Origin of the sequence: Frankia sp. AvcI1 (assembly GCF_001420875.1) — a bacterium.
In the GTDB taxonomy this organism is placed as follows: domain Bacteria; phylum Actinomycetota; class Actinomycetes; order Frankiales; family Frankiaceae; genus Frankia; species Frankia alni.
In genome coordinates this window covers 58,464-71,873 of record NZ_LJFZ01000028.1, presented here as the reverse complement: position 1 = coordinate 71,873, position 13,410 = coordinate 58,464, and the positions used below count along the sequence as shown (strand labels likewise).

At 72.3% G+C, this 13,410-nt stretch carries 10 protein-coding genes and 3 pseudogenes; 8 read left to right on the top strand and 5 right to left on the bottom strand.

The genetic code is table 11. The features are described 5' to 3' along the window. Window positions 1–36: 36 nt before the first annotated feature. Together UK94_RS24240 and UK94_RS74910 are read right to left on the bottom strand one after the other, a co-directional pair. Window positions 37–762, bottom strand: a pseudogene (locus tag UK94_RS24240) (enoyl-CoA hydratase); the annotation flags it as partial. Between the two features lies 1 nt (window position 763). Further along, window positions 764–816 (bottom strand): hypothetical protein (locus UK94_RS74910; RefSeq protein ID WP_268761597.1); only part of this gene is annotated, 53 nt, incomplete at its 3' end. 1,642 nt (window positions 817–2,458) lie between these two features. Here UK94_RS74910 and UK94_RS24230 point away from each other — a divergent pair. The 3 genes from UK94_RS24230 to UK94_RS24205 all read left to right on the top strand — a co-directional run. Then, window positions 2,459–2,788: hypothetical protein (locus UK94_RS24230; RefSeq protein ID WP_235489573.1), on the top strand; the 330-nt coding region annotated here is incomplete at its 5' end. A 1,324-nt stretch (window positions 2,789–4,112) separates the two neighbouring features. Then, window positions 4,113–4,805, top strand: a complete 693-nt coding sequence (locus tag UK94_RS24215; protein WP_055751649.1) for a hypothetical protein — start codon at window positions 4,113–4,115, stop codon at window positions 4,803–4,805. Window positions 4,806–5,633: 828 nt separating this feature from the next. After that, on the top strand, window positions 5,634–6,116 hold the full coding sequence (locus UK94_RS24205; protein WP_041938960.1) for a polyketide cyclase: 483 nt from the start codon (window positions 5,634–5,636) through the stop codon (window positions 6,114–6,116). On the opposite strand, the pseudogene UK94_RS76445 reads toward UK94_RS24205, so the two are convergent. After that, window positions 6,034–6,780, bottom strand: a pseudogene (locus tag UK94_RS76445) (hypothetical protein); the annotation flags it as partial. The gene UK94_RS24205 and the pseudogene UK94_RS76445 sit on opposite strands and share 83 nt — an antisense overlap. A 121-nt stretch (window positions 6,781–6,901) precedes the next feature. Between UK94_RS76445 and UK94_RS24195 the strand changes: the two are divergent. After that, a complete protein-coding gene (locus UK94_RS24195) occupies window positions 6,902–7,117 on the top strand; it encodes a hypothetical protein (RefSeq protein ID WP_055751647.1) in 216 nt (71 codons plus the stop codon). 214 nt (window positions 7,118–7,331) lie between these two features. On the opposite strand, the gene UK94_RS24190 is transcribed toward UK94_RS24195, so the two are convergent. Together UK94_RS24190 and UK94_RS24185 are read right to left on the bottom strand one after the other, a co-directional pair. Next, window positions 7,332–8,117 (bottom strand): TIGR01458 family HAD-type hydrolase, encoded by a 786-nt coding sequence (locus UK94_RS24190; RefSeq protein ID WP_055751646.1) that lies wholly within the window; start codon window positions 8,115–8,117, stop codon window positions 7,332–7,334. A gap of 11 nt (window positions 8,118–8,128) precedes the next feature. Further along, complete coding sequence (locus UK94_RS24185) at window positions 8,129–8,683, bottom strand: nuclear transport factor 2 family protein (protein WP_055751645.1); 555 nt, start codon at window positions 8,681–8,683, stop codon at window positions 8,129–8,131. Window positions 8,684–8,792: 109 nt separating this feature from the next. Between UK94_RS24185 and UK94_RS24180 the strand changes: the two are divergent. From UK94_RS24180 to UK94_RS24165, 4 genes and pseudogenes are all read left to right on the top strand, one after another. Further along, a pseudogene (locus UK94_RS24180) lies at window positions 8,793–9,253 on the top strand (helix-turn-helix domain-containing protein); the annotation flags it as partial. A gap of 223 nt (window positions 9,254–9,476) precedes the next feature. Then, entirely contained in the window at window positions 9,477–10,436 is a 960-nt protein-coding gene (locus tag UK94_RS24175) for an enoyl-CoA hydratase-related protein (RefSeq protein WP_235489571.1), read from the top strand. Between the two features lie 438 nt (window positions 10,437–10,874). Beyond that, on the top strand, window positions 10,875–12,131 hold the full coding sequence (locus tag UK94_RS24170; protein ID WP_235489568.1) for a helix-turn-helix transcriptional regulator: 1,257 nt from the start codon (window positions 10,875–10,877) through the stop codon (window positions 12,129–12,131). Beyond that, window positions 12,128–13,399, top strand: coding sequence for a LuxR C-terminal-related transcriptional regulator (locus UK94_RS24165; protein WP_055751644.1), 1,272 nt, complete (start codon window positions 12,128–12,130; stop codon window positions 13,397–13,399). Before UK94_RS24170 ends, UK94_RS24165 begins: the two co-directional genes overlap by 4 nt. Window positions 13,400–13,410: the final 11 nt, after the last annotated feature.

Sequence of the window (13,410 nt, the reverse complement as noted above, 5' to 3'; positions counted from 1 at the left end):
GCCTGCGCCGCTGCGCTGCGGCCGGCCGGCGTCGCCTCAGCCGCGGTCGGCGCCCAGACGCGCCCGGTTGCCGGCCATCACCTCGACCCGGCGCTGCTCGATCTCGGCGAACGCCGGTGGCGTCTCGATCGCGCCGCGTGCCTCGGCGGCGCTCGCCGGGCCGGTGTAGGTGGCGATGCCGTCGCCGTAGACCTTCTTCAGCCCGCGCGTCATCCGCGGGTCGACCTCGCCCACGGACGCTGCCACCGCCAGCGCCCGCTCGCGCAGCTCCGCGTGCGGCACGACCTCGGTGACCAGCCCGATGCGCAGCGCCTCGGCGGCGTCGACGAGCGCGCCCGTCATCGACATCCGCCGGGCGTTGCCGACGCCGACGAACAGCGGCAGGTGCGCGGTCAGCCCGCCGCCGGGCAACACCCCGACGCGCGCGTGCGTGTCGGCGAACACGGCACGCTCGGAGGCGATGAGGAAGTCGCAGCCCAGTGCGATCTCCAGTCCGCCGGTGAACGCCGGCCCGTTGACGGCACCGATGACCGGGGTCCGCATCCGCGCGACCTGACCGACGCAGTTGGTGCCCTCGAACTGGTCGAAGTACTTCTTGCCGTCCCGCGCGGCCTCCTTGAGGTCGACGCCGGCGCAGAACGCCGGGTCGGCGCCGGTGAGGACGACCACATGCACGTCCGGGTCCTCGTCCGCGGCGACTAACGCCGAATACAGCGCGGTGACGAGCCCGCCGCCGAGCGCGTTGCGGGCCTGGGGCCGGTTNATGGTGATCAGGCGCGTGGTGCCGAGCGTCTCGGCAATCAGGATCTCACTCATTCGAGGAGTATTTCCCAGCCCCGTCACAGCCGCGACCCTTCCCACCTGCGGCGGTTGTGGTGGCAGAGATGGGGGCTGAAGCAGCGGCCCGAGGCGGCAGCAGTTGCGGTGGTAGTTGTGGTGGCAGTGGCAGTGGCAGTGGCAGTGGCAGTAGCAGTGGCAGTGGCCGGTGGTGGTGATGGTGGTGGCCGCCGCGAGGGGCGGCCGCGAGGATATCCGGTGGGGTAGCGTCGCCAGCATGGACCGCGGCGGTCGCCTGGTCGGCATCTACACCGCGGCCGGCCGCGGCGCGGCGATGCGGGCCCGCTCCCGGGCACGGGTGATCGAGGGCCGCGGCCTGGCCGGGGACCNGTACGCGGCGGGCGCCGGGACCTACTCCGCGTGGAGCGGCTCCGGGCGGGCGGTGACGCTGATCGCCCGGGAGGCGGTCCGTGCCCTGGTCGACGAGGGCCGGGTCACGCTCGCCGAACACGAGACGCGCCGCAACCTGGTCACCGAGGGGATCGACCTGCCGGATCTGATCGGTCGGGCGTTCCGCGTGGGGGACGTGGTGCTGTACGGCGCGCGGCCGTGCCCGCCGTGCGGCTACCTGGAACGTCTGCTCGACCGCCCGGGGCTGTGGCGGGCCCTCGCCGAGCGAGGCGGCCTGCGGGCGGACGTCGTGCGCGGCGGCACGGTCGAGCTCGGCGCCGCCATCGTCCCGCTGACCACTTCCTGACCCGGCNGACCGGCCTCGGCGCTGTATCACAGTAAATCACCACCGGCGACGGTTTGCTTCTCGTCTCATTCTTTACAATCGGCAAGCACGCCCATCGAATTGAAGGTCTGTCGGGGCGCTTCGCATTCCCCGGTCGGTTCACCGGCGGGTGTTGCGTTCCGGCAGGTCACGGGTGTTCCCTGTGGGTCGGGTCGCGAACGCGCGCCGGAAACGCGTGACACCGGGCGTGCCGACTGGTTAGTCTAAGCGCGACGATAATTCCACTGCCGGGGGCGGCGATGGTGCGCGCGGGTGCGTCGGCAGGTCCCGTTCGGAGTGCATCCACGGCAATGACGGGCGCGGCCGGCAGCCGGGGCGCCCTTTGCTGTCCAGTCGTGCGCGGGGCAAGGCCGNCAGGAATCGACCTCCGCGGCGATCCGCCGACCGGGCGTCAGGCTGCGGGCGGGCGCTGGGTGTCNCCGGAACGACGGGAGGCCAGGTCGCCGTTCGCCGACCGGTGGCACCGGCAGCCGTGCCAGACCTCGGCGAGGACCGTCAGCAGCTGCAACNCGAACAGGAGGTAGAACGATGAACCGGAGCTCGGGCCGCCCGTCGGCACGGCGACCAGAAAGACGAGTATCGGTCGTGAACGGGCGCGTCGGGCGGCCTCGTCGGGAAGAGTAAGTCGCATACCGGTATGGTGCGCGGCCGTGCGGGAAAGTGGCGACCATCTGACGGCGCATCTTCCTGCGTGGTGGTTTCGCAGTTCTTTCGGGGGAGGTTGTGAACGAGGAGTTGCTCGCCGTGCTGCGGGGAAGGTGCCTGGCGGCGTCNCTGAATGACGCACCCCACTTCGTCGGCTGGCTGAAGACCAACTGGCCGCCGCTGGCCGGCTGCCAGCCGGCTGATGCGCCTCGACTGGTGCGTCAGCTCCTGGTTGACGCNGCGACGGCGAGTCTCGATCCGCCGAATCTGCTGCCCGTCGTCAAGATCATGATTGGTGCCTCGGTTGCGGACCCGGCCCGGACCACCCGGCAGCGCATTCTGGGGCTCATGGCAGAGGCGATGCCCAGGCATCGGTCCGGTGCGCCGGGTCTCGCCTACAGCCCCCGCCGGATGGAACAGTTGGAGCGAGAAGTGATCTGTCCTGCGGTTGAGACGGCACTGCGCCTCTTTCTCGGCAAGACGTCACTGCCGGGCACACAGCCCTGGCTGGACTACGACCTGACGATCACACTGCGCGGGCATCACGCGAACCGCGAACTGATCGCGTGAGGTGGAAGCCGAGAAAGTGCGCGAGCGCATGGAGACGACGGGGGACGTGGCCGACGACCTGCGGATCTACGCCAGTGCCGAGAATACCGACGCCAGCCCGACCCGCTGGCGCATCATCTCCGACCAGGAGATCACCCGGGCGACACGCTACTGCTACTGGAGCGCCGCTCGGCCGCTGTTCCTGCGTAGGGCGCAGTTCGACTACTCCGCCTTCCCCGACGTCGAGCGGCTGGCGTTCGAACTCAAGCNGCGCCTTGGCCGGCGGATGACGGTCGGGCGGCATGACGACCTCGGCGTGATCGAGTTGGAGGTCGGCTCCTGGGTCAGTCCGGGCAACGCCGTTGAACTCACCTGGCAGGAACGCGCGGGATGACCGCGGAGGTGCTGGTCATCGGCCGGCATGACGACCAGCATGTGGCGCGATGTGNCGCGGTGNTGGGCGCGGCCGGCCGGACCTGCGAGGTGCTGTGGCTCGGACTCGCCCGCCAGCGATACCGGATTCACGGAGATCTCGCCTCGATGGAGCTGGGGCTCGACGGCCGCCGCTACCCGCTCGCCGACTACCGGCACGTGCTCTGCCTGCCCATGGCGGTCAACCGACCGANCATGGTCGACACCGACGGCGACGAGTTCGGGGAGCGTGAGTGGAACGCCCTGCTCCGATCGGTGCTCGTCCGATCGGCGGCGCACAGTCCGGCCGCGTGGCTGATTCATCCCGATGCCGACCTTCTTCAGGATCGCAAGATCGCTCTCCTGCAGTGCGCCGCGCGCGCCTGTCCAGAACTCGCGATACCGCCGACCGTCATCACCAACGAGCTGCTCGACGCCGACGTCGCGTTGCTCGGCGATCGAATCGTGGTGAAACCGATCAATGCCTGGCAGGAGGTCTCGCCGGGCCGGTATTTCAACACCACCCTGCTGACCGATGCGGCGTTGGCGAAGATTCGTCAGGTCGGGCCGCTCGACACTCCCACTATTTTCCAGCGTTTTCTTCCGCATTCGATTGAGTACCGGTGTTACTGCGTCCACAACGCCGTTCTGACGGTTCGACTTCAGGTGGCGCCTGGATCGGCGGACTCCCGGCTTCCCGGAGCGTCCCAGGGGGCCACCGTCACAACCGACGAACAGGATTTCGCGCCGGCCCTGCGAGAGATCACCCGAAGTCTTCNGGTCCATTACTGCTGCTTCGACATGGTGATGGACGGAAGTGGAAGGAGCTGGCTGACCGATATCAATCCGACCGGATCGTGGCGGTATCTCGAGAACCAGTTCGATTGTGACCTCACGTCCTGGATCCTGGCGACCTGGCTAGGCAGGAGTACTGATGGATAGCCCCTTCGCGATTCGTCGCCATGTCCCGAACTCGCCCGACGCGTTGCACTGCGCGCAGGCGAGTCTGATCATGACTCTGGAGACTCTCGGTCATGCCGAGCAGATGACCCTCGACCAGGCAGATGAGATCACCGGATTCCGGGAGGGAGTGGAGACCTGGCCGTACTCGATGCTCGCGTGGCTCGGGGAGAACGGCTATGAGGTTCGACACGAGGATGCACTCGATGCAGTCGCGCTGATGCGGGACGCGGAGACGGAGCTGCGGCGCTCCGGGCTGGACGACGAGACGTTGGAGTATTTCCTCGACATCAGCGACTTCTCGCGCGAGGGCGCTGCGATCGCTCGATGTCTCGCGAGCGGTAATGTCACCTTTGTGCCCGGAATCCCCGACCCGAGGCGTCTGACGGACCGCATCGATGCACGGTGGCTTCCGCTGCTGAGTCTGGACGCGGCGGTGCTGGCCGAGCGTGAACGCGACGGTTTCGAGGGGCACATGGTGCTGGTCACCGGCTTTGTCGGGCAGTGTGCCGTGATCCAGGATCCGGGACCGCCGAGCAGGTGGGACTGGGTGGTTCCGCTGTCGCGTGTTTCGGTGGCCCTGAGATCTCCGGCGGATACCTCGGGTACGATCACCTACATTCGAAGAAAAGCAGGGCGGGGAGGAATTCCACATGTCAGTACATGATCTTGTTGCGCAGGAGGCCAGCGCTCAGCAGACGGATTCCGAGGACGGCCAGCCGGTAGGTTGACGACCTTGTTCCGGTGGTGTCGGCACCGTCGTCGTCGGTGCGGCGGGCGCTGACGACCGGACCGCTTCGTCGGCCGCTCGGACAGTCCGGGAGGCGACAGGTGGGGAACCTGCCGCGGCCCGTTCGCCGCGGAGAGGGGCCGTAGGCTTAGCCGGTGTCGTCTTCACAGATATGCGGCGTTCCGTGGTCGGAGGACGGCCCGTCCCCCCGCCCCGTCCGGCCCGCCCGGGCGCGCGGACGGGTGCTGGCCAGTGGGCTCGCGCTCGGGCTCGCCGTCGGGTTGGGGGCGGNGGCGGGGTGCTCCTCCGACGGGTCCCGCGCGGCGGCGGACGTGCGGATCACCGACTGCGTGCGCGACCCCGACAACCACCGGGCGGTGGTGACGGGCGAGGTGCTCAACGGCTCGTCCAAGCGGTCGAACTACGTCATCCAGGTCGACGTCAAGNCCAACGACAGCAAGATCGAAAGCGGGTTGGCGTCCCTGTTCAGGGTGGACTCGGGTGCCCGCAAGACGTTCACCATCCGGCCGGTGGGCGCGGACGTCCCCAGCGACACCACGCTGACCTGCACCGTCGCCCACGTCGGGCGGATCGCCGCCGAGTAGCGGTCGGTCGGGTGGCGGTGGNGCGGGCCGAACGGCCGGAGCCGAGGCGCCGGCAATCGCTTGTCCCCGGGCGTCGTGGCGGCATAGACAGGGAACGGCGCTGGACCAGCGTCACCAGCAGCGAGCAGTCGCTGGCCCGGGTGATCCGTGGAGGATGCCGATGTCCGACTCCGAGCGTGTGTCCGTCCAGCGGCGGGTCCCGGCCGCCGCGAGCGAGATCTTCGCGCTCATCACGGACCCGCACGGCCATGTGCGCATCGACGGCTCCGGGATGCTCGTCGCCCCGGTCGACGCGAAGCGCCTCGAGCGAGTCGGTGACTCCTTCGAGATGGACATGGACCGCGAGCCGCTCGGCGACGTCCCCCTCGGCCGCTACAAGGTGATCAACACGGTCACCAGGTTCAGCCGGGACGCGCACCTCGAATGGGGGGTCGCGGGGGTCGGCATGCCGAACGTCGGTCACGTCTACGGTTACCTGCTCGACCCCGTCGACGCGACCACCACCGACGTGACGTCCTACTGCGACTGGAGCGGCTCGCCCGAGCGGTGGAAGGCCCGGATCACCTGGCCGGTCGTCCCGGTGGCGTCCCTGGAGAAGTCGTTGGAGAACCTGGCCCGCGTCGTCGCGGCGTCGGCCGGCTGACCCCCGACGCCGCGCGGTCGGGACCGGGCGGCGTCGGCTGGCCGGCCGAGGCTGTCCGCAGCGGGCGCGGCCGGGGCGGGGCGGCGGGCAGGCGGCGAGGGCCGGTCTGGCTGCCGGGTGGCTGGTGCTCGCCCCGACCCGGCTGGCTGCGGTACCACTGGTCGTGGTCCCACTGGTCATCGTCCCACTGGTCACGGTCCCGCTGGTAAAGGTCCAGCCGGACGACGTCGGCGCGATCGAGGTCAGGGGAGTCGAGCCGGTCGGGGTCGGGCCGGTCGCGCAGCAGGCCGACCCGGGCGGCGACTCCGAGGCTGTAGAGCAGGGAGCGCACCCGGGAGTCGATCTCGTCCCGGATCGGCCGGACGTCCTCGAGCGGCTTCTCGGCCGGGTCGTCGAGTTCCCAGGCCAGGTACCGGGTGTGTGGATAGATCGGGACGGTGTCGCCGCAGCCCATGGTGATGACGACCGACGCGGCGCGCACGGCGTCGTCGGTGAGCCGGGTCGGGCAGGCGCCGGACAGGTCGATGCCGACCTCGGCCATGGCCGCGACCACAGGTAGATGCAGGGTCGCCGCGGGCGCGGGGCCGGCGGAGCGGGCCTGAACCCGACCACGGCCGTGCTGGTCGAGCAGCGCGGCGCCCATCTGCGAGCGCCCCGCGTTGTGNGCGCACACGAACAGCACCTCGGGTGGTCGCTGCACGGGCACCACGGGCTGGGCGGGCCGCAGCGGGGCGGGGTCGACGGACGTCGAGTGGACGGACGTCGAGTGGACGGACGTCGCATCAATGGACATCGCATCGATGGGCGTCGAGCCGATGGGCGTCGAGCCGATGGGCGTCGAGCCGATGGGCGTCGAGCCGATGGGCGTCGAGTCGAGGGACAACGAGTCGGACGGCGAGCGCCCGGTCATCGGGGCCACGGCGTCAGACGACGCGGGGCGCACCGGGAACGGCGCCGCCGATCGGCCCGGGAGAACTCTCCCCAGGCTGGGCCGACGGTGACGGCGCCCCTGCCGCCGGCCGCATGGACGGGTGTCTCGCCCGGTGCTGAGCCGCGCCGCCCGAGGGCGTCCGCGCGCTGTTGCCGGTCCGTGGTGTCCACGCATGAATTTCAGGCATTCATCCCATCTTACAGGGACGGCCCGGGCCGTCATCGGCGAATCCCCGCGGTCGAGGCGGTCGAGGCGGTACGGCCGACGAACTGCGCGGGCCGGTCTCAGTCGAGGCCGTCGAGCAGCGCGGGGAGGTCGGCGAAGGAGTCGATGACGTGGTCGGGACGCCCGGATGCCGCCGCGAGGGAGTCGGGCCGGAACTTGCCGGTGCGGACCAGCACCCCGGTCAGGCCGTGGCGGGCGGCGGCGAGCACGTCGTGCTCGACGTCGTCACCGATCATCACCGCCGCCTCGGCCCGCGAACCGAGCGCCCGCAGCGCGGTGGCGAAGAACTCCGCCGCCGGCTTGCCGACGACGACCGCCGGCCGGTCGAGCGCCTGCTCCAGACCGTGCAGGTAGGCGCCGGTGTCGAGCTGGAGGCCGCCGTCGGTGCGCCAGAACAGGTTGCGGTGCAGCGCGACGAGGGGCACGCCGTCCGTCGCCCAGGCGAAGACCTGGTTGACCGCCTCGTAGCTGAACTCCGGCCCGGCGCCGCCCAGCACGATGACGTCCGGCCGTTCGCCGGGCGCGCTGAACGCCACCCCGTCGAGATCGGCGCGGATGTCGCCGCTGTTGAGCACGTGGCAGCGGGCGGCCGGGTGGTGCTGGCGCAGGTAGGACGCGGCCATCGCGGGTGCGGTGAACACCTCGCCGGGATCGACCGTGAAGCCCGCGGCCACGAGCGCCGCCGCGATCGACGCCCGGTCCCGGGAGGTGGTGTTGGTGACGAACGCAACGCCGAGCCCCGCCGCCCGCAGCCGCTCCAGCGCCTGGGGCGCGCCGGGCAGTGCCTGCCAGGACACCGTCAGCACGCCGTCGATGTCGATGAGCACGGTCCGGATGCGCGCCATGGGCCGAGACGCTACCGAGTCCGCCGCCCCCGCCCCGTCGGCGTGGCGGTGGCCGGGTCGGTGGTCGACGCGTCGGTGGTCGACGGGTAGGTGGTCGACGGGTAGGTGGTCGACGCGTCGGTGATCGGGGCCGCGTGTGCTTCGGCGAGGCCGGCGGCGGCCAGCCGGTCGAGGGCGCGGGCCAGGACCGCGGTGTCCTCCAGGGTCCGCACCTCGGTGATCTTTCCCCAGCGCATCCGCATGAACTGCATGACGACGTTGTCGTAGCGGGAGCCGTCCGGCAGGCCGGCGTCGACCGTGACGCGGGTGGCGACGCGGGTCGACCACGGCCAGCCGGCGACGAGCACGTCGTCGACCCGGAAGACCGTGCCGGGCAGCAGCCGCTCGGTGCGTTGCCACCACAGCCGCAGCGCGGCCGAGGTGTGGCGCTCGCCGGACAGCGCGTGGTCCCCGTAGAAGCGGTAGGTGAACGTCGGCGCCATCCCAGCGATCATCGACTCCCAGTCGCCGGCGTTGATGGCGGCGAAGGCGGCGCGCACCCTGCCCGCCACGATGCGGTGGTACATCGGCCCTCCTGCTTTCGCTGGACCCGCGGGGCCCGGCGCTGGCGCCGNCCGCGGCGAGATGCACGCTAGCCGCAGTAAGTTCAATAGTGCAACCCGTTAGGCTCGGGCCATGCGCCAGACGAGTTTCGCGACCATGCAGTGTTCCCTCGCCCGGACCCTGGAGGTGGTGGGCGACTGGTGGTCCCCGTTGGTGCTGCGCGACCTCTACCTGGGTATTCGTCGCTTCGACGAGCTGGTCACGGATCTGGGGATCTCCCGTAACCTGCTGACCTCCCGGCTGGCCGAGCTGGTCGCCGGCGGAGTGGTCCGGCGGGTGCGGTATGCCGATCGCCCGCCGCGGTTCGAGTACGAGCTGACCGACGCCGGTCGCGACCTCGTCCCGGTGCTCCTCGCGATGACCGCTTGGGGGGACCGCTGGGCGACGCCCGAGGGTGGGCCGCCGATCCGGTTCGAGCACGACCGGTGCGGCCAGGAGTTCGTTCCCACGGTGCACTGTTCCGCCTGCGGCGAGCCCGTCACCGCTGACGCCGTGCAACCCCGGCCCGGCCCCGGCGGCCGGCGGGCGCCGGGNACGATGGTGCTCCCCGACCTCCTCGCGGATCGTCCGAGCTGACCCGGCCGCCATCGGAGGCGACCGTCGCGGGTGGATCCCCCGGACGGCGGGTTGATCCCCGGACGGCGGGTTGATCCCCCAAAGGGAGGGTGGACAGGGTCCGCGGGGGTGATGCGGGACCCGGGGGCTACCGGGCATCCTCGACGAGCGGTGGTCGAGCTACCGATGATGGGGGAAGCGGTGACCGAGGAGACGGTGAGCGAGGAGGCGGCCATCGGTGCGGCGGTGAGCAGGCAGGCGGCGGTCGAGGCGGCGGCCGTCGAGGCGGCGGCGGTCGAGGCGGCGGTCGACGGGTCGGCGTCCGGGGAGCACCGGAGCGGTGGACCGCATCCCGACCTGGCGCAGTTGTCGACCGTGCGGGTGGACCGGCCGCGACCCGGGGTCGCGCTGGTGCGGCTGCACCGTCCCGAGCGGCTCAACGCGCTGGACCGGCGGATGCTCGGCGAGCTGCGTACCGTCGCCGAGCGGCTCGCCGAGGACAGCTCGGTGCGGGCGGTCGTGCTCACCGGCACCGGCCGGGGCTTCTGCTCCGGGTACGACCTCGACGGCGCCGCCGAGTTCCCGGCGCTCGGCGCCACCGGCGGGCTGGCGCTGCAGGACCTGGCCAACCGGATGCTGCTGGCGTTGCACACGCTGCCGCAGCCGCTGCTCGCGGCGGTCGGCGGTCCGGCGATCGGCGGTGGCGTGAGCCTCGCCCTGGTCGCCGACATCCGGACCGTGGCCCTCGATGCGTACTTCCAGGTCGCCTTCGTGCGCATCGGCATGTCGGGCGGGGACCTGGGAGCCTCCTGGCTGCTGCCGCGCATCGTCGGGCGCGGCCTCGCCGCCGAGCTGATGTACACGGCGCGGCCCGTCGGCGCCGAGGAGGCCGTTCGCATCGGGCTCGCCAACCGGGCCGTGCCCGCCGACCGCCTGCTGGCGGAGACGCTCGACCTCGCCGGACAGATCGCCGCCCACCCGCCGCTGGGTGTGCAGTTGTCCAAACGAGCGCTCGCGGCCAGCACGGACGCCCCGTCGCTGTGGTCGGCGCTGGAGACGGAGGCCCGCGGTCAGGCGCTGCTGATGGGCCATCCCGACACCGCCGCCGCCGTGGCGTCCCTGCGGGCGAGCCTGGCCGCGACCCGCGCCGCGGGAACCTGACGGCCGGAGCAGCGGCGCCCCGTCGTCCTTCCTCGGCACTCGGTATTCGGAATTCGGCGTCCATCGTCCGGCCGACGGCCCGGCGGGACCGAGCACGGGCTGTGTGTATCCGAGCGTATTCACCAGCCGGCCGCAATGCGGAGCCGCCCGGCGGCGAGCCCGGGCCGACCGTTTCGCCGACCGGCCGAGCCGCTCATCTCGGCGTGCCGACGCGGTCCCTTCCTCAGGAGTCCGGCGAAATCACGGCGGTACCTCGGCATTTGCCGTGGACGCCATTCGCCTTGACGGCGTGAGCTGCGTCACCTAGTCTTTTGCCGGTAAATCCGACGGCTTGCGTCCACGCTTTCCGACCGACCTTTCGGCGGGGTTGTTCGGCGACGTCGAGGAAGCGGCGCAGAGGCGGCCGGCGGGTCTCGCGGACCGGGGAGGTACACCGCTTTGACATCGCCCGCTCCCTCGCTCGTGTCCATGCAGCAGGAGATCCGGCGGCGGCGCGGGGATCTGGTCTGCGCGCTGCGCTCCGCCGCAGCAGGCGGCGCGTCGCCGGCGCTGACGGCCCGGCTCGATCGCCTGGCCGTTGCGGGCGCCGACGCCGAACTGCGTGCGGAACTCGCCGCAGGCCGTTTTCGGCGGGTCGGCGAGCTGCTGGCCGAGCTCGGTCCGGCCCAGTCGGCGCTGGGAGCGCAGATGGCGGCGCACCCGGTCGCGGTCCGGCGGCGCATCGACGAGAGCCTCGCCGCGCTGCGCCGCGAGCCGAGTGCCGCGCGGGTGACCGGGGCCGCGCCGTCGGCGCTGTGCGCGGCTGCCGGGTTCGACCGCGCGTTGATCTCCGGCGTGCGCGGGTCGAGCTGGCTGCCGATCGCGCTGCACGTGGCGGCGCCCAGCGGCGGCGCGGTGCCGGGCGAGTTTCTGCGGGACGCGGAGGTGACCCTGACGGCCGCGATGCCGGAGGCCGAGCTCGTTCGCCGGCGGTCGGCTGTGCTCGTGCACCATGCCCGCTCGCCGTGTAGCCGGATCCTGCGGCTGCCCGTCGAGCTCGCCGGGAGCGACGAGGAGTACGTTGCCGCGCCGATCGTCGCGGGCGGTGCCGTCCTCGGCCTGCTGCACGCCGACGTCCAGCACTCGGGCCGGCCGCTGCGCCCCGCCGACCGCGACCACGTGCAGGTCTTCGCCGACGGCCTCGGCCTGCTCCTTGAACGGATCACTCTGATGGAGCGCGCGTACCTGCAGCAGGATCGGATCGCGCAGGCCCTGCGCGCCGTCCGCGCGACGACCGCGGGGCTCGGCTCCGCGCCGGTGCGCCTGGGCCGCGCGCCCGCGCCCGCGACGCCGCCGACGCTGCCGGCGCCGTCCCACGGGCTCGGCGCCGTCCGGGCGGGCGCCGTCTCGGCCGGCGCCGTCCCTGGCGGTGCCGACCTGGCCGGCGTTGCCGCGGCGGCCGGCGTCGCACCGGCGCGGCTGGACGCGGTGGACGCCGCGGCCGGACCCGCCGGGCTTACCCCGCGCGAGCGGGAGGTGCTGCGCATTCTTGCCGGCGGAGCGACCAACGCCCAGATCGCCGCCGCGCTCACCGTCTCCGAGACCACCGTGAAGTCCCACGTCAAGCACATCCTGCGCAAGCTGCGGGCGACGAACCGCTCCGAGGCGGTCGCCCGTTACCTGCATCTGGCCCGCATCGCGCAGCGGGCGCTGTGAGCGCGTCCGCCGGCGTCCGCCGGCAGCTCGTCTTCGCCGCGGGCGCCGCCGATCGTGAGCGCCGGCGGCGTGGGCGGGAGCTCGCCGCCCGCTTCGCCGCGGTGTCCGGGCGGGTGCATGAGGCCCTCGACGTCGAGCCGCCCGCCGCGGCGGCCGTCCCGGCCACCCCCGCGGTGCCGGCGGTCGAGGACGCCGTCGACCTGGCCGAGCACTGCCTGGCGCGGTTACGCGACCTGGGCGACCCCACCGCCGAAGCCATCGCCGACGCCCCCGTGCACGGATCGTCCGCGGGGGCCGCCGGCAGCGGCATGCCCGCGGAGGGCGGCCTGCGGTTGTGCCTGCTCGTCCTCGAGCTGCACGAGCTCGCCTTCGACCTCGGGCAGTTCGAGCGGGACGCGCGCCACCACCGGCTCGGCGCCGTCTCGGCGGGGTTGGCGCGGTTGCGCTCGCTGCCCGGCTCGACGCCGCTGCTGGACGAGGCGTGCGGGGAGCTGGTCCGGCGCTGCGGATTCGGCCGGGCGGTGGTGTCCCGGGTCGAGGACGACGCCTGGTGGCCGTGGATGGCGTACTTCAGCAACGGTGACGAGTTCGAGTCGTGGTTCGCCGGCTGGGTGGACCGACCGATCCCGCTGCGCGGACGCACCCCGGAGGCCGGGCTGCTGACCGACGGCCAGCCCGTCGCCGTCCTCGACACGGCGCGCGCGGTCGTCCACCGGCCGATCATCGTGGAGTCGGGCCGGTCCGCGTCCTACGTCGTCGCCCCGCTGCTGCAGGGCACATCCGTCGTCGGGTTCCTGCACGCCGACCATCATCCCGCCGGCCGGCGGGTCGACGCCTTCGACCGTGATGTCCTGTGGGCCTTCGCCGACGGGTTCAGCCACCTCTACGAGCGGGCCGTGCTCGCCGAGCGGTTGCGGGCCGGCCGGGATCAGGCCCGGACGATCCTGTCGTCGGCGGTGGAGTCGATGAGCGCATTCTGCGACGCGGGCCTCGACCTGTCGCCCCGGGCCGCACTCGGGGCGATGCCCCCCGCCGCGGGCCCGCCGGCGCCCGCCCGCCCGGGCGACGGCCTCACGGCCCGGGAGTCGCAGGTGCTCGACCTGATGGTGGCGGGGGCGGCGAACGCCGCGATCGCCGCCGCCCTGGTCATCACCGAGGACACCGTGAAGTCGCATGTGAAGCACATCCTGCGCAAGCTCGGTGCGGTGAACCGCGCGCAGGCGATCGCGACGGCGCTCGGGCTCGCCGGGCCCGGCCCGCGCGGCTGAGCCCGGCGACG